The 21,043-nt window shown below is 66.4% G+C and carries 18 protein-coding genes; 10 read left to right on the forward strand and 8 right to left on the reverse strand.

Annotation, left to right across the window (positions count from 1 at the left end):
* The first annotated feature begins 36 nt into the window (after positions 1-36).
* Positions 37-957: an NAD-dependent epimerase/dehydratase family protein gene (locus tag ACQP1T_RS38500; RefSeq protein ID WP_433757865.1), complete on the forward strand. Its 921-nt coding sequence runs from the start codon at positions 37-39 to the stop codon at positions 955-957.
* Here the strand turns inward: ACQP1T_RS38500 and ACQP1T_RS38505 are convergent.
* The 5 genes from ACQP1T_RS38505 to ACQP1T_RS38525 form a co-directional block, all read right to left on the reverse strand.
* Positions 954-1,133 (reverse strand): hypothetical protein, encoded by a 180-nt coding sequence (locus ACQP1T_RS38505; RefSeq protein ID WP_433757866.1) that lies wholly within the window; start codon positions 1,131-1,133, stop codon positions 954-956. The two genes, ACQP1T_RS38500 and ACQP1T_RS38505, sit on opposite strands and share 4 nt — an antisense overlap.
* A gap of 272 nt (positions 1,134-1,405) precedes the next feature.
* Positions 1,406-2,545, reverse strand: a complete 1,140-nt coding sequence (locus tag ACQP1T_RS38510; RefSeq protein ID WP_433757867.1) for a sulfate/molybdate ABC transporter ATP-binding protein — start codon at positions 2,543-2,545, stop codon at positions 1,406-1,408.
* 154 nt (positions 2,546-2,699) lie between these two features.
* The gene (locus ACQP1T_RS38515) at positions 2,700-3,545 is read right to left on the reverse strand and encodes an ABC transporter permease (protein ID WP_433757868.1); all 846 of its coding nucleotides are present in this window, start codon (positions 3,543-3,545) and stop codon (positions 2,700-2,702) included.
* Positions 3,546-3,558: 13 nt separating this feature from the next.
* Complete coding sequence (gene modA, locus ACQP1T_RS38520) at positions 3,559-4,296, reverse strand: molybdate ABC transporter substrate-binding protein (protein WP_433757869.1); 738 nt, start codon at positions 4,294-4,296, stop codon at positions 3,559-3,561.
* Positions 4,297-4,316: 20 nt separating this feature from the next.
* The gene (locus tag ACQP1T_RS38525) at positions 4,317-4,715 is read right to left on the reverse strand and encodes a TOBE domain-containing protein (RefSeq protein ID WP_433757870.1); all 399 of its coding nucleotides are present in this window, start codon (positions 4,713-4,715) and stop codon (positions 4,317-4,319) included.
* A gap of 171 nt (positions 4,716-4,886) precedes the next feature.
* Between ACQP1T_RS38525 and ACQP1T_RS38530 the strand changes: the two genes are divergently transcribed.
* Positions 4,887-5,702 carry a hypothetical protein gene (locus ACQP1T_RS38530; protein WP_433757871.1) on the forward strand — a complete coding sequence of 272 codons (816 nt, stop codon included), beginning with the start codon at positions 4,887-4,889 and terminating at the stop codon, positions 5,700-5,702.
* Between the two features lie 21 nt (positions 5,703-5,723).
* Here the strand turns inward: ACQP1T_RS38530 and ACQP1T_RS38535 are convergent, their stop codons facing one another.
* On the reverse strand, positions 5,724-7,154 hold the full coding sequence (locus ACQP1T_RS38535) for a CCA tRNA nucleotidyltransferase (RefSeq protein WP_433757872.1): 1,431 nt from the start codon (positions 7,152-7,154) through the stop codon (positions 5,724-5,726).
* 381 nt (positions 7,155-7,535) lie between these two features.
* On the opposite strand from ACQP1T_RS38535, the gene ACQP1T_RS38540 reads away from it, so the two are divergent.
* The 5 genes from ACQP1T_RS38540 to ACQP1T_RS38560 all read left to right on the forward strand — a co-directional run bounded on the left by ACQP1T_RS38540 (position 7,536) and on the right by ACQP1T_RS38560 (position 17,233).
* The gene (locus ACQP1T_RS38540) at positions 7,536-8,072 is read left to right on the forward strand and encodes an NUDIX hydrolase (protein ID WP_062981726.1); all 537 of its coding nucleotides are present in this window, start codon (positions 7,536-7,538) and stop codon (positions 8,070-8,072) included.
* Complete coding sequence (locus tag ACQP1T_RS38545; protein ID WP_433757873.1) at positions 8,069-10,744, forward strand: DUF6049 family protein; 2,676 nt, start codon at positions 8,069-8,071, stop codon at positions 10,742-10,744. The genes ACQP1T_RS38540 and ACQP1T_RS38545 overlap by 4 nt, the downstream gene beginning before the upstream one ends.
* Positions 10,745-11,528: 784 nt before the next feature.
* The gene (locus ACQP1T_RS38550; RefSeq protein ID WP_433762542.1) at positions 11,529-15,338 is read left to right on the forward strand and encodes a murein biosynthesis integral membrane protein MurJ; all 3,810 of its coding nucleotides are present in this window, start codon (positions 11,529-11,531) and stop codon (positions 15,336-15,338) included.
* A 440-nt stretch (positions 15,339-15,778) separates the two neighbouring features.
* Positions 15,779-16,312, forward strand: coding sequence for an RNA polymerase sigma factor SigM (gene sigM, locus ACQP1T_RS38555; RefSeq protein ID WP_433762543.1), 534 nt, complete (start codon positions 15,779-15,781; stop codon positions 16,310-16,312).
* Between the two features lie 96 nt (positions 16,313-16,408).
* Positions 16,409-17,233 carry a hypothetical protein gene (locus ACQP1T_RS38560; protein WP_433757874.1) on the forward strand — a complete coding sequence of 275 codons (825 nt, stop codon included), beginning with the start codon at positions 16,409-16,411 and terminating at the stop codon, positions 17,231-17,233.
* 13 nt (positions 17,234-17,246) lie between these two features.
* Here ACQP1T_RS38560 and ACQP1T_RS38565 read toward each other — a convergent pair whose 3' ends face one another.
* Complete coding sequence (locus ACQP1T_RS38565) at positions 17,247-17,384, reverse strand: hypothetical protein (protein ID WP_433757875.1); 138 nt, start codon at positions 17,382-17,384, stop codon at positions 17,247-17,249.
* Positions 17,385-17,414: 30 nt separating this feature from the next.
* On the opposite strand from ACQP1T_RS38565, the gene trxB reads away from it, so the two are divergent.
* From trxB to ACQP1T_RS38580, 3 genes are all read left to right on the forward strand, one after another.
* Positions 17,415-18,401 carry a thioredoxin-disulfide reductase gene (gene trxB / locus ACQP1T_RS38570; protein WP_433757876.1) on the forward strand — a complete coding sequence of 329 codons (987 nt, stop codon included), beginning with the start codon at positions 17,415-17,417 and terminating at the stop codon, positions 18,399-18,401.
* A gap of 32 nt (positions 18,402-18,433) precedes the next feature.
* Complete coding sequence (gene trxA, locus ACQP1T_RS38575) at positions 18,434-18,760, forward strand: thioredoxin (protein ID WP_062981517.1); 327 nt, start codon at positions 18,434-18,436, stop codon at positions 18,758-18,760.
* A 173-nt stretch (positions 18,761-18,933) separates the two neighbouring features.
* Positions 18,934-20,130 (forward strand): N-acetylmuramoyl-L-alanine amidase, encoded by a 1,197-nt coding sequence (locus ACQP1T_RS38580; RefSeq protein ID WP_433757877.1) that lies wholly within the window; start codon positions 18,934-18,936, stop codon positions 20,128-20,130.
* Positions 20,131-20,242: 112 nt separating this feature from the next.
* Here the strand turns inward: ACQP1T_RS38580 and ACQP1T_RS38585 are convergent, their stop codons facing one another.
* Entirely contained in the window at positions 20,243-20,974 is a 732-nt protein-coding gene (locus ACQP1T_RS38585) for a GNAT family N-acetyltransferase (RefSeq protein WP_433757878.1), read from the reverse strand.
* Positions 20,975-21,043: the final 69 nt, after the last annotated feature.

The raw sequence follows: 21,043 nt of genomic DNA on the forward strand, positions 1-21,043 counted from the left end.
TCGACTGTGTCACGTCGGAAGGAGGTCAGCTGTCTGATGGACATGAACGACACCAAGAACGTATTGCTGGCCGGGGCGAGCGGAGTACTGGGCGGCCACATCACCACCGCGCTGCGGCAGTCCGGCTACACCGTGATTTCGCTGTCCCGCGGCACCGGGGCCGATATCCAGGCCGATCTGATGAATCGCGATCAGTTGTTGCGTGCGGTCGATGGCCGCACTATCGACACCGTTGTGCACGCGGCGACGGCACTGCGCAAGGCGCCCATGCGGCACAAGGATATGTACGCGACCAATGCGCTGCGGATCACCGGCACCGCCAACCTGTTGGAGGCGGCACGCGCCGTCGGCGCACGGCGAGTCATCGCCGAATCCATGGTCTTCGGTTACGGCTACGGCGATTTCGGCGATCACGTGGTCACCGAGGACGACGCCTTCGCGCCCACCGGTGACAAGGCGTTGGAACCACACCTCGAAGGCATGCGGGTCAAGGAAGAGCTGATGCTGAATGCCGATGGCATCGAAGGCATTTCACTGCGCTACGGCCTGTTCTACGGTGCGGGCGGCACGGAGGCCATTGTCGAGATGCTGCGCAAGCGTCAACTGCCGGTGGTGAAAGATCACGGGCGGGTGCTGCCCTGGGTCGACCTGGCCGATGCGGGCGCGGCGATGGCCCTGGCCGTCGAAGGCGGAAAGCCCGGCGCCGCATACAACATCGTGGACGACACCCCGCTCAGCTTCAGCGGCCACGTCCGGCTGGTCGCCGAAACCTTCGGCACACCGAAGCCATTCACGGTACCCGCCTGGATGATGCGGCCCATGTCGTACGCCTACCGCATGACGCAGGCGAACATGCGAGTATCCAACGCCAAGGCGAAGGCGGAGCTCGGTTGGACACCGCGCTACCCATCCTGCGCCGACGGCCTGCGCGCCTTGGCCGCCGCTGAGCACAGCTAGCCATTCACCGAACCCAGCGGCCAGCAGAGAGCCGACCGCATAGCGCCTTCGCCAAGATCAGGCAGCGGGATCAGCAGAGCTGGCGCCGCGTCTGGATTATTTGCTGCGCCATCCGCCTCCAGCGGCTCGCCGAGCGTAGTGATATGGCGATCGAATTCGCCGTGGGCGACGACCATTCGACTACGTTCGACAGAGCCGTGGGCTCGAGGCAGAAGGTAGCTGGGCATGGCACTAGACAGCTGGGCGCGCGCCGAAGCAGTGCTCGGATAGCCCGGCCCAGCAGCTGGTCGGCCCATGTCGGGCGGCCAGCAGAGAGCCGACCGCACGGCGCGTTCGCCCAGATCAGGCAGCGAGAAGCCGGATCAGCAGAGCTCGACAGCCAGCCGCGCACCAAAGCAGTGCTCAGATAGCCCGGCAGCTGGTCGGCCCACGTCGGGCGGCCAACCGATCAGCACGGATACACCTGCACTTCCGCCGCCTTGACCGCGAAGTACACCGAGCGGCCGGGTGCCAGGTCCAGTTCCGCGACGGCCGCGGGGGTTATGTCGGCGACCAGACCGGCAGAGCCGTCCGGTCGATCCGTCGACTGCACGCGGATGATCCCGCCGCGATCGGTGAGTTCCGCGATCTGGACGCCGAAGGTATTGCGCACGCTGCCTTCCGGTACCTCGCGATGTACCGATACCGCGGTGGGGGAGAAGACCGCCGCGGCGCGGCCGCTCGGTGGCCAGGCGTCGTCCGCCCGGCCGTGTACCTCCACGTCCTCGGCGACCACCACGCCCTCGCGCTGGGCACTGCCCACACCGGCCTTACCGACGATCAGATTGACCCCGGCGATGCGCGCCGCGAAGGCGCTGCGCGGCCGCGCCAAAACCGATGCCACCGGACCAGATTCGACGACACGGCCCGCTTCGATCACCAGCAGCCGATCGGCCAGCGTCAGGGCGTCGATGATGTCGTGGGTGACCAGCACCGCGCCGCGACGGGCACCATCGTCCGGTTCACGAAGCACTCGACGCAACAGCGCGCGCATCGCCGGTGCCACCGCGACGTCCAGCGCCGCCATCGGTTCGTCCAGCAGCAATAGCCGCGGATCGACCGCGAGGGCGCGCGCCAAGGCAACCCGCTGTGCCTGCCCACCAGACAGTTCCCCCGGCCTACGCGTCGCCAACTCCTCCGCGTCCACAGCCGCCAACCACTCCATCGCGACCGCACGCGCGGCCCGCGCCGACAGCCTGGCACTGCGCGGCCCGAATGCCACATTCTGCGCGACGGTCAGATGCGGAAATAGCATTGCCTCCTGCGCGAGCAATGCCACACCTCGCCGATGTGGCGGCACCGCAATATCTTTCGCGGTATCGGTCAGCACCCGAGTACCGAGCCGCACCCGTCCCTCGTCCGGCCGCACCAGTCCGGCCACGACCTCCAACAATGTCGACTTGCCCGCACCGTTGGGCCCGAGTACCGCGAGCACCTCACCATCGGCCACTTCGAAATCGACGTCGAAATCGCGGTCGGCCAGCCGCGCCGATACCGCGAGCTCGACACCATCGGCCAGCGCCCGAAATGCCTTCGCACGCCGCATCATCGGTCGACCGTCCAGCGACGACCGCACCCCGTCGAGCCGATCAACGAACCCAGTAACCCGCCGCGCCCGACCAGCCCCATGCGCGCATCATCGGTAACAAGAGATCGAACAGCGCATCGAAGATCAGCGCATTGTCGAGGTGGGCGAGCTCGCATCACTGCTCGGCCCCCGCAACCGGCTCAGGCCTTGACGCACGACCGCTCCGCAGCACCGTCCCAGGCCCTGGCATGACCCCCGACCTGCGGTAAGCGATCAGCACAATCAACACCGCGACAACGACCAGAACGAACGAAAGCGCCACTGCCGCAGCCGGATCCGCCTCACGTTCGAGATAGATCTCCAGCGGCAATGTGCGAGTACGCCCCTGCAGACTGCCCGCGAAAGTGATCGTCGCACCGAATTCGCCGAGCGCACGGGCAAAGGCCAATACCGCGCCGGAGATCAGCGCGGGGCGCAACAGGGGAAGGGTGACGCGCAGATAGACCGTTGTCGGACGCGCGCCGAGCGTGGCGGCGATCTGTTCATAGCGCGAACCCGCGGTCCGCATCGCCGCCTCCAGCGTCAGCACCAGGAACGGCAAGGCCACAAAGGTCTGCGCAAGCACCACTGCGGTCGTGCTGAACGCGATGTGGATTCCAGCCACTTCCAGGTGTTTACCGATCAGCCCCTTCCGGCCGAAGGTGTACAGCAACGCGATGCCACCGACCACCGGCGGTAACACCAAGGGCAGCAACACCATTGCCCGCAGCAGCGGCAGCCCGCGCCACACACCCCTGGCCAGCACCGCCGCCATCGGCACCCCGAGCACTAGGCACAGCACCGTGCTCGCGGCCGCGGTGCGCAGGCTCAGCCACAGCGCGTCCTGGGATGCCTTCATACTCACCGAATCGACGAAGCGCGACCATTCGACGCCATAGGCCAGTGCGAACAACGGCACGACTACCAGTGCGAACCCGACCGTGGCTGGCAACAGCAGCCAGCGCGGCAGTCCGGTGTTCACCGCTCGTCCCGACTCACGGTGCGCCGAATCCGGCTCCCGCCAAGGCTTCCCGGCCCTTCGGCCCGGTAACCAGGCTCTCGAAATCATGCGCCAACTGCGCACGCTTCGAATCCGCGAGCACCGCGATCGGATAGGTGTTCACCGCCGCGGTGGCCTCCGGCATCGCCACCGTGGCGACCTTCGCACCCGCGGCCGCCGCATCGGTCACGTACACCACTCCGGAATCGGCCTGACCGGAGGTGACCTTCGCCAACACATCGGTCACCGACGATTCCTCGCTCACCGGCGCGAGCGATACCCCGGCGGAATCGGTGACCTTCTTGGTGGCTCGTCCGCACGGCACCTGCGGCGCACAGACCACGAGCTGCAGTCCGGGCCGAGACAGATCACGCAGTCCGGCAAGGTGTTTCGGATTTCCGGGTGCGGTCACAATGGTCAGCACATTGGTGGCGAAGTTCTGCGTCGGCTCGGTGATCCGGCCCGCGTCGACCGCCTTCGCCATGGTGATCGGATCAGCTGCGGCGAAGACATCGGCGGGCGCACCCTGCGCGATCTGCGCGGCGAGATCCGAGGACCCCGCGAACGCGAATTCCACCTTCGAGCCCGGATGCGCTGCCTCGAACTGTCGGCCGAGCCCGGTGAAGACCTGTTTCAACGATGCCGCCGCGAAGACCGTAACGGTCGCAGAATCCGCACTCGCACTATCGCTTTCCTCGGATCCACAACCCGCGACGAGCAGTACCGCCGACATCGATGCGAATGCGACCAGCCTCAGTCGGCGGCCGTTTCGACCACGACCGTGGTCGCCTTGACAGTAGCCATCGCCACACTGCCCGGCTCCAAACCGAGTTCGCGCACCGCCTCGCTGCTCATCAACGACACCACTGTGAACGGTCCGCATTGCATCTCCACCTGAGCCATGACCGTATCGGCCACCACACGGGTGACCAATCCGGGAAACCGATTGCGCGCCGAACTGGCACTTCCGAGGCGAGTCCGCGGCGTCCGGGCCTGCTCGACGGCCAGGGCCGCGAGGTCCCTGCCCTCGATCACCAGACGACCGGAGGCATCTTTATCCGCCGCGAGCACGCCGGAATCGATCCAGCGGCGCACGGTGTCATCGCTGACACCGAGCAGTTCGGCCGCATCACGTATCCGGAGAGTCGCCACCGGGTCAGCATAGTTCCGCAAATACGGACAAACCAAGAAGATCGATCCGTATATACGGATGAAATCACCGCCATCCGAGCCGTGTCATTCCGTGGATACGCACAATTACCGCCTTCGTCACAGCCGCGTCCATGGTCGTGCCCGCCGACGCCAAGTACGCTCGGATCAATCATGGCCACGTACTTCGATCCGACGTCATGGTCACCGATGCGGGCCGTCGACATGGGTAAGCGCCTCTTCGATCAATCGCTGCTCGAACAATGGCTCGCCTACACCACCGCCTGGGTGGACCCATTGGCCGACTTCGGCGCGGGCACCGTCACCGCACTCATGCCGGACGTGCTGATGACCGTGCTCAGCGAGGGTATTCTCAGCCGTTTCGGCGGCCAAGAGGTCAGTGCCACCCTGCTCGGCCACGATATGCACGCGACCCTGCAGGTGCTCAAGGTGCGCAGGCGTGGCGCGCATTTCCAGACCAAGACCGTGCTGTCCCGGCTGCGCTGGGACGATCACCCGATCGAACAGGTCACCGTGATCGCGCACGGCGTCCGGCTGGTGCCCGGCGTGCCGACGAAGGCGCGGGTGCAACAGCTGGATCTGAACGGGACCGTCACCATCGCGGCGCTGGTGCGCTGGCTCGATACCCAGCAGCTCGATTGGAAACTCGACGTCGACGCGAGCGGACTGATCCGGGCGAAGCATCGAAGGCGCCCGATCAGCGCGCTTGTAGAGGCGCAGGTGCGCGACAACCTGCTGACCGTCGAGATCCACCGGGCGAACTGGCTGGGCATCCGGATCCCGCGGAAGCTGCTGACCGCACCGGCGATCCTGCTGGATCAGCTACCGAATGACGCGCGCATCGTGCACGCCACCCGCGAGGGCGATCTGGTCCGGTTCCGTGTGGAGCTGCCGGGAATCACCGGATCGTTCGATCTGGCACAGATCCGCTCGGCCATCGTGGCGGGCAGCACCCTGATCATCTTCTGATCGAAGCGGCGAATTCGGCGTTCAGACCTGGGCTTTCCACCATTCCAGCAGTGCGGCCTCGGCCTCATCCCTGGTGAGCGGTCCGCGATCCAGGCGCAATTCCTTCAGGTATCGCCAGGCCTTGCCGACCTCGGGACCGGCAGGAATGCCGAGCAGTTCCATGATCGCGTTGCCGTCCAGGTCCGGACGCACCCGAGCCAGATCCTCCTGCTCCTGCAGTCTGGCGATGCGCGTCTCCAGCTCGTCATAGGTGGCGCGCAGTGCGGCGGCGCGACGCTTATTGCGCGTGGTGCAGTCGGCACGGACCAGTTTGTGCAGCCGAGGCAGCAGGTCAGCGGCATCGGTGACGTAGCGGCGCACCGCCGAATCGGTCCACTGCCCCTTGCCGTAGCCGTGAAAACGCAAGTGCAGGAACACCAGTCGCGCCACATCCTCGGTGAACTGCTTGGGGTATTTGAGCGCACGCATCCGCTTGCGCACCATCTTCGCGCCGACCACCTCATGGTGATGGAAGCTGACCCCGCCGCCCGGTTCATTGCGCTTGGTATCGGGCTTGCCGATGTCGTGCAGCAGCGCCGCCCAGCGCAGCACCAGATCCGGATCGCCGTCCTCCAGGTCGATGGCCTGCTGCAACACGGTCAGCGAATGCCAGTAGACATCCTTGTGCTGGTGGTGCTCGTCGATCTCCAGCTTCATCGCGGGCACCTCGGGCAGCACCAGCTGCGCCAAGCCGGTCTCGCACATGACATTGATGCCGTCGATCGGGTGCGCGGCGGCGATGAGCTTATCCAGTTCGGTGCGCACCCGCTCGGCGGTGATCCGCTCGATCTCACCCGCCATCGCGACGATGGCGGCGCGCACCCGCGGCTGTAGTTCGAAGCCGAGCTGCGCGACGAACCGCGCGGCCCGCAGCATGCGCAGCGGATCGTCGTTGAACGAATCCTCCGGCGCCGCAGGCGTATCCAGCATTCCGGCGAGCAGCGCGTCCATCCCGCCGAGCGGATCGACGAATTCCAGCGACCCATCGGCACCGATCTTCACCGCCATCGCATTGACCGTGAAATCGCGTCGCACCAGATCACCCTCGAGCGAATCACCGAAGGTGACCTCGGGATTGCGCGAGACCCGGTCGTAGGTGTCGCTGCGGAAGGTGGTGATCTCCAGCTGCTGATCGCCCTTCGACGCACTCACCGTGCCGAATGCCAGCCCGCCGGTATCCCACAGGTGATCGGCCCACCCGCGCAACAACTCCTGCACCTGCTCGGGCCTGGCATCGGTGGTGAAATCCAGATCCGTCCCCAACCGTCCGAGCACCGCATCGCGCACACTGCCCCCGACCAGGTACAGCTCATATCCCCGGGCGGCGAACAACTCGCCCAGCGGCGTCAACACATCGGACAACCGTCCCAGCGTGACCGCGGCCGCGGCCAGCAATCGGGTACGTCGATCCAACGCTGCATCCTCGGACTTGGGCGAAACCACGAAGCAGCAGCTTACCGAGCCCGCACAACCGATATTCCAGCGCAACCCGCGCAGCGCACGCAGATATATAAGGCCAAGCGCATGCGGTGGGGGTGGAGGTGCCGCAATCCAGTCCGAATTCGAACATCCAGCACCACTCTCGGATACAAACACTCAGGTCGCGACCTCGGCTCCCAACGCAACCCCGACGGAGCGAGTCTTACGAGCGACCGTTCGCGGCCCGTCTCGCGTCCGAGTCGTCGAAGCGCATGCGACGAAGTCGCGAGTCTCGACGGCTCGGACGCGAGACATCCGGGTGCCGCCAACACGCCGCGCCGGAGGCGCGGCAATTCAGCACAGTAGGATTGCGTGGTGTCTCCGGCCGATCGCGCGAACAGTCGACGCCGCCAGCCCCGGCGCCGCGGTTCGGCCGCCAACGCGGCGAAACCTCGCATGCGCACGGTACGGGAAACTTCGGCGGGTGGACTCGTCGTCGACGGGTTGGACGGGCCGAGCGATAAACGCAGTGCGGCGCTGATCGGGCGGACCGATCGGCGTGGCAGACTGCTGTGGTCGCTGCCCAAGGGACATATCGAAGAGGGGGAGACGCCCGAGCAGACCGCGATCCGGGAAGTCGCCGAGGAGACCGGCATCAATGGGATAGTGGTCGCCGAACTCGGCAGCATCGATTACTGGTTCGTCACCGAGGGTCGTCGGGTACACAAGACCGTGCATCATTATCTGCTGCGCTCCATCGGTGGTGAGCTTTCCGATGCCGACGTCGAGGTCACGCAGGTGGCGTGGGTTCCGTTGAGCGAATTGGATTCTCGGCTCGCCTACGCCGATGAACGGCGCCTCGCGGAAGTGGCTAACCGGATGATCGACCGGATGGAGACCGGCAAGAGATGACCCAGACTTTCCGGCATCGCGCAGCGATTCCGTGGGGGGTGGTCGTCGGGCGACGGGGCCTGTTCCGGATCATCGCGGCGATCCTGACCATTCTCGGCTCGGCACCGGCGGTTCCGGTATTGCTCGCCCAGCCCGCCGCCGCCCAGCCGACGACGCCGAATAGTTCGTCGTCACCGAAATTCCTGAAGCTGACCCTGGATTCGGTGAATCCGTCCGCGGTGACCACCACCAGCGATCCGACGCTGACGGTCGCGGGCACCGTCACCAATATCGGCGATCGGGTGGTGCAGGACATCAGCGTCCGCATCCAGCGCGCCGCCGCGGTCTCGGCACCGAGCGCGCTGCGCTCGACGCTGCGCCTGGACCAGGTCAATTACGACGTGACCGGTCCCTTCGAAGATATCGTCGATCGGTTGAGTCCCGGCCAGCGCAAACAGTTCACGATCAGCATCGCGCTGCGCACCGGCGGCGGTACGCCCGCACTCGATATCACCAAGCCCGGCGTCTACCCGCTGCTGCTGAATGTCAATGGTGAACCGGCCTACGGCACCCAGGCCCGCCTCGACGACGCACGGTTCTTGCTGCCGGTGCTCGGCGTGCCGCCCGCGGTCGACATCAGCTCGCCGGTACCCGCCACGCCCGATACCCCGGTGGCGACGACACTGCTGTGGCCGCTGGCCGACCGTCCGCGACTGGTCGCCGGTGTCACCGGTCCGCTCAATGGAAAGGCCGAGCTCACCGACGACGAACTGGCAGCGTCGCTGGGCAAGGGCGGACGGCTGGACCAGCTACTCGGGGCCTTGGAATCGGTGCTCGGCACCAATCCGGCCACGCGCGATCGCACGCTGACCTCGGCGGTCTGCGTCGCGATCGATCCCGATCTGCTGATCACCGCCCAGCTGATGACCAAGGGGTATCGCGTACTTGCCAGCCCTTCCGATCCGGACGGAGCGACCAGGGCCGGTACCGGCGCCGATCAGGCCCAGACCTGGCTGGACCGGTTGCGCGCGGTCGCCACATCCACCTGCACGGTCGCGCTGCCGTTCGCGCAGGTCGACGTCACCGCGCTGGCCGCGGTCAACGATCCCGAGCTGTCCACGCGCGCGCTGAACGAACCCGCCGATATCGTCGATTCGATCCTGGCCACCAAATCGGTGCGCGGGGTGAGCGTGCCGGATTCCGGCAGCATCGATGAGAGCGCGGGAATGTTGTTGCGCGGCCACGGTTTCGGGACCGCCGTAGTGGCCGATACCGCCGCCGTACCACTCGGCACCGCCGGTACCTCGACGGATTCGCAGCCGATCACCACCGGACGCGGCGGCAATCAGAGCACCGCCAACCAGACCACCTCGACTCAGCCGGTACCGGAGACGAGCACGCCGGATGTGGTCCGGCTCGCCGAGATCGCCCCGGTGCCCGTCACGCCGGAACCGACACCGGAACCACCGGCCAGCGCGACACCGACCACATCCGCCACGGGCACATCCGCCCCCACGACGAGCGCGGCGCCCTCCGGCGCCCAGACCCCACCCGCCGATCCGGCATTGCACGCGGCGACCTTCGATATCTGGTCCGCGACCGCCCTCGCCGCCGTCGGCTCCAACCCGCCGACCCCGTCGTTCACCCCGGCACGCGTCCGCTACGACGTCACCAACGACTCCCGGATGGCCCGCCTGCAGGACGCGCTCGGCGCCATCACCTGGTCCGCGCTGAACCCGGACCCGAGCCGCCCGCGCTCACTGCTGCTGGTGCCGCCGCAGCAGTGGAGCGCGAACCGGGAAGAGGCCACCGCGATTCTGAAGCAGGTCGACCTGCTGCTGCGCGATAACCTGGCGACCCCGCGCACGCTCGCCGAGCTGGTCGCCGAATCGCCGGACGCGCAGCCCTACGAACCCGACTATCTGCCGCAGGCCGCCCATGACGCGGTCGCGGACCGCTTCGTGCTCCCGGTCCGCGAACAGGCGCGCCGGATCACCGATCTCATGCGCTCGCTGGTCGAGATGCCCGAGGCGGAGCCGACGCCGAACCAATATCTGACTCCGCTGCGCGACGGTCTGCTGCGCGTACTGACACTCTCGGACCGGCGCTCCGGCGATTCCGCACAGCCGGACACCTATGCCCAGCGCCGACTCGACCAGACGACACGCACACTGGACCGGCTCTACGGTTCGGTCACCGTGCTGCCGCCCGGCGGGGTGTACACCTTGGCCTCCGAACAGAGCCCATTGCTATTGGTCGCACGCAACGATCTGCCGGTCGCCATCCGGGTCCGGTTCCGGATCGAGGCGCCGACCGAGACGAAGATCACCGATCCGGGCGAGGAAACGCTGCCACCCACCGGAAGCCGGTCATTCCAGATCCCGACCGAGGTCACCGACAGCCGTAACCTGGTCATTCCGATCTCCCTTACCACGTCCGACGGCATCCCACTCGGCAATCCCACCTCGGTCTCGGTGCGTTCGAACGCTTACGGTCAGACGTTGGCAATAATTACGGCGTGTGCCGGAATACTGCTGTTCCTGTTGGCCGGGCGTCGGTTGTGGCGTCGGTTCCGCGGACAGCCGGATCCGGCCGACGAGGGTTTCGATCCCGGCACCCGACGCCGGGTGAATAGGTATCGACGAGCGCGCATGCGCGTACTACGGCAGCGGGAGCAGCAGGAGGCGGGATGAGGACGAGGACACCTCGCTCGTGCTCGGCTGTCGTCGCTGTGCTCACTCGACCGACCTGTCGGCCGCCGGTTGCCGCTGATCGGCGCCGTCCCCGCCCCCACTCGTGGCATCGTGGAGGACAATCGCGTAACAGCCTGGGCGTCATCGGCCCGGCGGCGGGGGCTGGCATGGCGCAGGAGGCACGATGAGCGACGATGATCTATCCGCTCATCGGCAACCACCTGTTGATCGGCCCGACGGACCCCAGGTCCGCCGGGCGCCCTCGGCACCCTGGGAACGGCAACTGGCGCAGCCACCGGCGGAACCGGAGGACGCGGAGATGACTCGCGACGAGCGTTTCGGCGACTCACCGCGCGTACCGCAGGTGAGTCGTCCTGGCCAGCCGCAGCGTCCGGTGCCGCCGCCCCGCCCGACACCGCGGGTCTCGCAGCCACCGACCGGACCGATGGCGCCGCCGTCCGGCGCATTGCCCAGGCAACCCCGACCACAGCAGCGACCGGTACCCCGTCCTCCGCAATATCCGGAACCGCAGCAATATCCCGAACCCCGGCCGCATCCGGGTCAGCAGTCGCATCCGGGCCAGCGGCAATACCCGGCACCGCCGCAACAGCCCGGTCCGGCTCGGCCACGTCCGATGCCGCCCGGTCAACCCATGCCGCCCGGTCAACCGATGCCCGGACCGCCGGGCGCACCGCCTCGGGTGCCGCCCCAGCGTTTCGCGCCGCCGCCGAACTATCAGCCGCCGCGGCCGAGCTATCAGACACCGCCGCCACAGCCCCCGGCGATGCGGCAGCCTCCGATCGAACGCCAGCGGCCGGTAGAGCAGCAACCCGTCGAACGGCGGCAGCCCGCTCCCCAGGAAGCGGCGAAACCGCGGACCCAGGAATGGCCCGCCGCACCCGCCTCGGGCTCGGTCGCCACCGATACCAAACAGAACGCGAGTTCGCGCCTGCTGCGCGACTCCGGATCGATCGCGATCGCCACCCTGATCAGCCGCGTCACCGGTTTCGGCAAACAGCTGCTGCTGCTGACCGCGCTCGGCCCGGCCGTCGCGAGTGCCTACACCTCGGCGAATCTGATCCCCAATATGATCACCGAGCTCGTCCTCGGCGCGGTCTTGACCGCGATGGTGGTGCCGACGCTGGTGCGCGCCGAACAAGAGGACGACGACGGCGGTGTCGCATTCGTCCGCAGGCTGGTGACCGCGGCCTTCGCGGTGCTCGCCGCGGCCACACTGTTCGCCGCGGCGGCGACGCCGGTGCTGGCGACCAGGGTCTTCGTCTCCTCGGACGGCAAGGTCAATACCGAACTGACCACGGCGCTGACCTATCTATTGGTGCCCGCCATCTTGTTCTACGGCATGTCGGCGCTGTTCACGGCGATCCTCAATACCCGCCAGAACTTCAAACCCGGGGCATGGGCGCCGGTGCTTAACAACCTCGTCGTGCTGGTCGTGCTCGGTCTCTATGCCCTGACACCGGGCGAGATCACGCTGGATCCGGTCCGGATGAGCGACCCGAAACTGCTGGTACTCGGCGGCGGCATCACCCTCGGTGTGGCCACCCAGGCGCTGAGCCTGCTGCCCGCGATCAAGCGCAACCAGATCGATCTACGGCCGCTGTGGGGCATCGACGCGCGACTCAAGCAGTTCGGCAAGATGGGGTCGGCGATCATCCTGTACGTGGTGATCAGCCAGATCGGTCTGATCGTCTCGAACCACATCGCCTCGGCGGCCGACGAGGCGGGCCCGGCGATCTACACCAATGCCTGGCTGCTGCTGCAGCTGCCATACGGCGTGCTCGGTGTCACGCTGCTCACCGCGATCATGCCGCGGCTGAGTCGCAACGCGGCCGCCGATGACACCCCCGCCGTCGTGGACGATCTGTCCGTCGCCACCCGCTTGACGATGATCGCCCTGGTTCCGGTGGTCACCTTCCTGACGCTGGCCGGACCGCAGGTCGGCGAGGCGCTGTTCGGCTACGCGCGGTTCTCCGGCGACGCCGCACGCCTCGGCGAGGCGGTGAGCTGGTCGGCCTTCGCACTGATTCCGTATTCCCTGGTGCTGATCCATCTGCGCGTGTTCTACGCCAGGGAACAGGCATGGACGCCCACCTGGATCATCCTCGGCATCACCACGATCAAGATCCTGTTCTCGGCGCTGGCGCCGGTGCTGGCCAGCAGCAGCGATCAGGTCGTGATCATCCTCGGTGTCGCGACCGGACTCGGCTTCCTGGCCGGAGCCATCATCGGCGGCTATCTGCTGCACCAGAGCCTCGGCGATCTGCGCATGGTCAATGTCGGACGCACGGTGAGTCGCGTCCTGCTGTCCTCGATCGCGGGCGGCGCGGTCATGCTCATCGTGGACAAGGTGCTCGGACTCGACCGGCTCTCCGGCGGACCCGGCTCGCTGATCCGGGTGATCATCTCGGCCATCGTGATGTTCGCGGTCGCCTTCGGGCTGATGCGCTTGGCCGGTATTCCGGAGATCGTCGCGATCACCGTCGCGATCTCCCGGCGCCTCGGCTTCACCCCGCCCGCCCCCGATCTCGATCTCGACGGCCCGGTCGAGGACGAGTACGCGACACAGGTGTTCCGGCGGCCCGAGCCGTATGTGGCATACCCTGGTTTCGACCCGTACATGGATGCCCAAACCATGGTGCTACCCGTGATCCGAGCTCATACCGTTGACAGCACCGGTATGGGTGAGTTCCCGTACCCTGTTCGGCAGAGAAGCACAAGTGGCGAGTTCGCCGGAACTTCGACATATCAGGGCGAAGGAGGAACGAAGGTGAGCGACGACGCGGCGCTGGGCGGCGTCCCAGCCGCCGAATCTGCTACGACCAAGGCAGGCGGGCTCTCCACAGATGTTTCGCCCGCCGGGGAGGCCTCCGATCCCGCATACGCGAATCAGGGTGCCGATACTGGTCCGCCAGAGCATGATTCGGCGCCCGGAGCCGGTGAGCAACCGCGGGAGGCTCCGCAGCGCGATCCGATGTACGACACCGGGATGATTCCGATCCCGCCGCAGCTACCGCCGATCGACGAGGCCGGTCGAAGAACGCCGCGCGGCCCCAAGCTGATTCCGGGCGCTTCGGTAGCGGGCGGCCGCTACCGGCTGCTCGCGAGTCACGGCGGATCCCGCGGACTCAAGTTCTGGCAGGCGCTCGATATCAAGCTCGACCGCGAGGTCGCGCTCACCTTCGTCGACGCCGATCAGAAGGCCACCGACAACTCCGGTCACGACGGTCCGCAGGCCATTTTGTCGCGCACGCTGCGCTTGGGCCGGATCAACTCACCGGGCCTGGCCCGCGTGCTGGATGTGGTGCGCGGCAGCTCCGGCGGCATCGTGGTGGCCGAATGGACGCCGGGCCGGTCGCTGCGCGAAATGGCGGAGACGGTGCCCTCGCCCATCGGTGCCGCCCGTGCCATTCGGGCACTGGCCTCGGCGGCCGAACTGGCGCATCGCGGTGGTGGCTCACTGTCCATCGACCATCCGGACCGGGTCCGGATCAGCGCCACCGGTGACGCGGTACTCGCCTTCCCTGGCACGCTGTCCGATTCCGACGCGCAATCCGACGTGCGCGGCCTCGGAGCGATGCTCTACGCGCTGATCACCGCGCGCTGGCCGATCCGCGCCGGTGGCATGACCGGTACCGCCGCGACGGTCGGCGGGTTGCGACTGGCCGATTTCGGTTCCGACGGCACCCCTGTGGAACCACGGCAGATCCGGCCCGAAGTGCCGTTCGAGATCTCGGCGGTCGCGGTCCGTTCGCTGGAATCGAATAAGGGTGTGCGCACCGCGGCGACCGTGCAGCATGTGCTCGAACAGGCCTCGGTGGTCGATCAGAAGACCGATTTCATCCCGGTGCTGCGCCTCGGTCAGCGTCCGCCGAGCGGCGCCGAGGAATCGCTCGCCGATCCGGAATTGCTTGCGGCGGAACGGGAACGCTCGCAGCGGATGATGTGGATCATGGTCGGTCTCGGCATCCTGGCCGCACTGGTGGTCGGCATCATCATCTGGTGGATGGTCAGCGTCTTCGCACCGACCGCCTCGGACGCACCGCTGAACGAGCAGCGCAATATCGGCCTCACCACGAATAGCTCACCCGCGCCCGCGCCGACCTCCGGCGGTACGACCGGGACGGCCGCAGGCGGGGTGCCGGTTCCGGTGACGAGTGTGTCGGTCTTCTCCCCGGAGGGCACGCCGGACAATGTCAGCGGTACCGGTGCGGTGCTCGATCACGATCCGGGCACCGTCTGGCGCACCGATCAGTACTTCCAGCAGTTCCCGGCGCTCAAGAAGGGCGTCGGGCTGCTGGCCACCCTGCCGAGTCCGGCCAAGCTGACGAGCGTCTCGATCGAATCGCCGAGTTCGGGTACTTCGGTCGAGATCCGCACCTCGCCGACGGCCTCGCCGACGCTGGACCAGACCCAATTGATCGGTTCGGCACGACTAGAGAACGGCATCACCGAAATCCCGGTCCGCGGCGATCAGGCGGCCCGCTATGTACTGGTATGGATCACCGGACTCGGCAATTCCGGTGGCCAGTTCCAGACTTCGATCGCCGAAATCCGCTTCGACGCCGCGGCATGACCACGCTCCGAGTTTTCCGGCCGTATCAGTAAGTGCAGCTGGGGCCGCATTCAGGTCCTATGTGAAGTGCCCGTTGACTTTTGGGCTTGCTCGACGAGTTACCGATGTTCTTGCGAATGTTCTCGCATCCCGCCCGCCGGTGTCGATTCCCCGGGCATACCGCACTGATTCAGCCCTGAGTGGTCTGGTTGCTGCCAATTCTTTACTGACGATATGATCTAGCCGCGCTCTCACAGCAGGGGGAGCTCCCCGGGTTCTGGTTATTCGATCCTGGATGCTGCGAAATTTCGATGGCGGTCACGTGTCCGTCATCGCCGTGAGAGCTGTCCAAGGGGTTGGTTTTGCCGTCCGAACTGAACGAGGACTCCCACGGAGGGAAGTCGCGGCCTGTTGCGTTCCGCGAGCGTTCGTTCGTTCCCGACGAGCTCACCGACGTCGAATTGCTGCAAGCCCATGTCCGTGGACAGCGGCATGCGTTCGCCGAACTGCTGCGCCGCCACCACGACCACCTCTGGCAGACCGCCATGCGCACCTCCTACACCCGTGAGGACGCGGCGGATTCGCTGCAGGACGCCCTGCTCTCGGCACACCGCACCGCCGCCGGCTTCCGGGCCGAGGCCGAGGTGCGCAGCTGGCTGCACGCCATCGTGGTGAACGCCTGCCTGGACCGGATCCGGCGCAATAAGATCCGCCGCGCGGTATCGCTGTCGCCGGAGACCATGCCCGAACCCAAGGACACTCGCGACGATATCGCCGAACTCGAGATGTCCCTCGTCATCGACCGCGCCCTGTTCACGCTGCCGGAGGAACAGCGGGCGGCGCTTGTCGCGGTGGAACTCGAGGGGCGTAGTGTCGCGGAGACAGCGGCGCTGCTCGGCGTTCCGGAGGGCACCATCAAGAGCCGATGCGCGCGGGGACGGCTTCGGCTCCAAGAACGTTTGGAATTTCTGCGTGATCCGGGGAACCGGAAGTAGCCGAGATGCGTCATTAATACTGACGGACAACCAGACGATGGACAGGCAGTGCCCGCGCCGTGCGGGCGGGCATCTACTCGAGAACCCGGAGGTGCGATGGCGACCCGACCCGTTCCGCAGCCTCCGTTCTCGCCCGAACTGCTCGCCGATCTACACGCCGACAATGTGGCGCCGGAGCTGAGCGAGCAGCTGTGGCCGATGGTCCGCAACGATCCGGATGCCCTGCGGTTTCTGAACTCGCTCGATGACGTCAGCGCCGAATTGCGCGCGCTCGGTCGAGACGAGCGCGTCATCCACGCCATGCCCGCCGAAATCGCGGCCCGGCTGGAGGAGTTCGTCGAAGGCCTCGATGCGGCGCAGGAGCCCACCGAGCGGGTCGCAACCGTGCACCGGCTGCCACCGGCCACCCCATGGCCGGAATCGGCGACTACGGTGTGGTCCGAATCCGCCGATGCCGCAACGGATTCCGGGCAGGCGAACTTCGAAGCTCCGATCCCGCTGACGCGACGCCGCACCCGCAATCTGCGCTGGCTCGCCGCCGCGGCCGCCGTGATCGCGGTGCTGGCCTGCGTCGCGGTCGTGGTCGACGCGGTACGCGGGCACGAGGTCGCCCCGAGCGCCCAACCCGCCACCAACAATGTCCAACTCGGTGACGAACTCGACGCCACCGTCGCGCTCAGCGCCCTCGGTCGCAATGACGTCAGCGGTGCACTCGGCACTCCAGCGGCCCTGAATCGCTGCGTCCACGCCAATGGCCTGGATCGCACTGTGCTCGGCTCGACCGACACCACCTTCCAGGGCAGGGACGCCGTGCTGATCCTGCTCACCGGCCCGCGCCCGCACAAGATCACCGCACTGGTCGTCGGAATCGGTTGCGACACCGACGATCCGCAAGAGTTGGCCCGCACCGATATCGGTTAGACAGTGGGCGACGTCACGTCGTGCGGTTGTCCCACATCACCTCGGGAACAACACCGTTTACCCTGTTGTTGACCGACACGTCTAACGAATCTCCCTCGGAAGGGTCACCCGTGAGCGAGCGAACAATCAATACAGCCAACTCGTTGGTCATGGTGGAGCCGAGCGTCAGCGAGGCGGAGGCATGAGCAACGCAGTTCGCGACTTGATCATCGTCGGCTCCGGACCTGCCGGCTACACCGCCGCCGTCTACGCAGCCCGGGCCGAACTCCAGCCCCTGCTGTTCGAGGGCACCCAGTTCGGTGGCGCACTGATGACCACCACCGAGGTCGAAAACTTCCCCGGCTTCCGCGCGGGCATCATGGGCCCGGATCTCATGGAGGAGATGCGCGAACAGGCCAAACGGTTCGGCGCGGATATTCGTACCGAGGATGTCGACGCGATCGACGTGAGCGGTCCGATCAAGACGGTCACCGTCGGTGATGAGACCTACCAGGCCTATGCCGTAATCCTCGCCATGGGCTCCGCTGCGCGCTATCTGAACGTGCCAGGCGAGCAGAAGCTGCTCGGCCGCGGTGTCAGCGCCTGCGCCACCTGTGACGGCTTCTTCTTCAAGGGCCAGGACATCGTCGTGGTCGGCGGCGGCGACTCCGCGATGGAGGAGGCCACCTTCCTCACCAAGTTCGCCAGCAGCGTCACCATCGTGCACCGCCGCGAGGAATTCCGCGCCTCACGCATCATGCTGGAACGCGCCAAGGCCAACGAGAAGATCAAGTTCGTTCTCAATGCCGAGGTCGCCGCCGTCAACGGCGATACGAGCGTGACCAGCCTGACCCTGCGCGATACCCGCACCGGCGAGACCTCCGAGCTGGCCGCGACCGGTCTGTTCGTGGCGATCGGTCACGATCCGCGCAGCGAGCTGGTCAAGGATCAGGTGGAGCTGGACGACGAGGGCTACGTGCAGGTGCTGCACCCCACCACCGCGACAAAGGTGCCCGGTGTCTTCGCCGCGGGCGATCTGGTCGACCACACCTACCGCCAGGCCATCACCGCCGCGGGCACCGGCTGCCGCGCCGCGATCGACGCCGAGCGCTGGCTGGCCGAACAGGGCGACATCACCTCGAACACCCTGGATCACGCGGGCAACTCGGTTGCCGTGCCCGCCAACTGATCTCATCACTTTTGCACTACAAGGAGATACCCATGTCCGAAAACACGGTCACCGTGACCGATGCGTCCTTCGCCGACGATGTGCTGCTCAGCGAGAAGCCGGTGCTCGTCGACTTCTGGGCCGACTGGTGCGGTCCGTGCAAGATGGTCGCCCCGGTGCTGGAGGAGATCGCGGGCACGCACGCGGATAAGCTGACCGTGGCCAAGGTGGATGTGGATGCCAATCCGGGCGTCGCCCGCGATTATCAGATCCTCTCGCTGCCAACTATGATGCTGTTCTCCGGTGGCAAGCCGGTCAAGCAGATCGTCGGTGCGAAGGGCAAAGCCGCCCTGCTGCGTGAACTCGACGGCATCATCTGACGTATTCGTCAAACAACGCCGTCGATCGACGACGCGCCGTAGGATGCCTGGACGCCGGGAATTGCTGTATTCCGGTCCGGGTCTGAGACAATCGACCGACCTCCGGTCGTGCGACGGTGTGAGCCATCGCATGAGTGGGTACCCGGGTTGACGGAAGGAAAGGGCTCTCACGCATGCACCGACTTCGACACGGCGATACCGGTCCAGCCGTCGCCGAGGTTCGGAGCACCCTGGCAAGTCTCGGTTTCCTGCATACGCACTCCGCCGCAACAGATCACACTGATGCGCGAGAGTACTGGATGGACACCGATGCTTCCTTCGATCGCCAGCTCGACTCGGCGGTTCGCGCCTTCCAACAGCATCGTGGCCTGCTGGTCGACGGCGTCGTCGGACCGGCTACCTACCGCGCGCTCAAGGAAGCCTCCTATCGCCTGGGTGCCCGCACATTGATCTACCAGCTCTCCGCGCCGCTCTACGGCGACGATGTGGCAACCCTGCAGCGCCGGCTACAGGACCTCGGTTTCTATGTGCACCGCGTCGACGGTTACTTCGGCCCGCACACCCATGAGGCGCTCACCGCATTCCAGCGGGAGATCGGCTTGGCGGCGGACGGCATCTGCGGTCCGGATACGCTGCGCTCACTCGAACTGCTCGGGGCGCGCGTCACCGGCGGCAATCCGCATCGGATCGCCGAGGAAGAGGTCGTGCACCGGGCCGGGCCGCAGCTCACCGGCAAGCGGATCGTCATCGATCCCGGTCTCGGCGGCCCGGATAAGGGCTTCGCGGTGCCAACCGAATATGGCGACGTCTATGAGTCGGAGATCCTCTGGGATCTGGCCAGCAGGCTGGAGGGCCGAATGGCCGCCACCGGCATGGAAACCTTCCTGTCGCGGCCGTGGGGGGCCAATCCGACCGATGCCGAGCGCGCGGATACCTCCAATGCCTTCGACGCCGATCTGATGATCTCGCTGCGCTGCGCGATCAATCCGAGCCCGTCCGCCAACGGCGTCGCGAGCTTCCACTTCGGTAACTCGCACGGTTCGGTCTCGATGATAGGCCAGGTGCTCGCCGGATTCATCCAGCGTGAGGTGGTCGCCCGAACCTCGTTGCAGGACTGCCGAACTCACGCGCGCACCTGGGATCTATTGCGACTCACCAAGATGCCGACGGTCCAGGTCGATATCGGTTATCTAACAAACGAATACGATGCGTCGGTACTTACCAACCCGCGGATGCGCGATGTGATCGCCGAGGCCATCCTCATCTCGGTGAAGCGGCTTTATCTGCTCGGCCAGGACGATCAGCCAACGGGTACATACACTTTCGCCGAATTGCTAGCGGAGGAATTGGCCGCCGCCGACCGGATGTAGCGAATTACCTTCTGGCTCAATACATTACAAATAATCCAAATACTTCCGATACCAGTGCGCCCCTGCCGACGAAGCCCGTCAGCAGGGGCGCACCGTTTGTTTATGCGGAGCCTCAGGGTGCTCCGACGCGGAAGGGGACCGTCAGGGAGGCGGCGGCGAGCAGCTGATCGAGCGCGCGCTCCACATCTTCCTTCCAGCCGTGATCGGAGTCGAGCTCCAAACGCAGCCGGGGAAAACGATGGTGCGGCGCCACCACTTCGAAACCGACGTCCTCCAGGAAGTCGGCCTCGATCATGCAGGTCTCCGGCGAACATTCGGTCGCCTTACCGGCCGAGGCCGCATCCCGGACCGGTGACCCGATCCGCTCCATCAGGCGCATAGAGCCGAGCGTGCGATCCGACATGGCGGTCGACGGGGGATCGGTGCGAATGCCGAAGGCCTCCAACGCACGCACACCGCGGCGCACCAGATCGGCCACCACGGCCGTCATGAGGCGATGGGCTATATCGGCACCCTGATACGGGAATTCGGCCCGCAGCGTGGTCAGCAGGACCGCATCCGGGCTGACCGGCGACGTCGGGAAGAGACCGGCACGCGGTACCGCGCTGGGTGGCGAATACAGCGCACACCCCGCGATGTTGCCGTCTACGTTCGCGACCTGACCGCACGAACCCCACTCCAGCATGACCGTAGAGAGCCAGGCCTCCTTCTCGAAGACCGGATCGCTGAACTCACGGGAGGTCGCGGCCACGGCCGGGTCGATCTCCCAGAACACGCAGCGCCGCGCATGCGCGGGTAACCTGTCGAGTCCGCCGAGGGTTAGTGCTGTGACGCTGGTCGACACCGCTCTGCTCAGCCTCCAGCTATCCGATTCATCCACACTCACGCTGCATTCACTCGCCAGCAAGAATAT

Origin of the sequence: Nocardia sp. CA-135398 (genome assembly GCF_050955845.1) — a bacterium.
Classification (GTDB): domain Bacteria; phylum Actinomycetota; class Actinomycetes; order Mycobacteriales; family Mycobacteriaceae; genus Nocardia.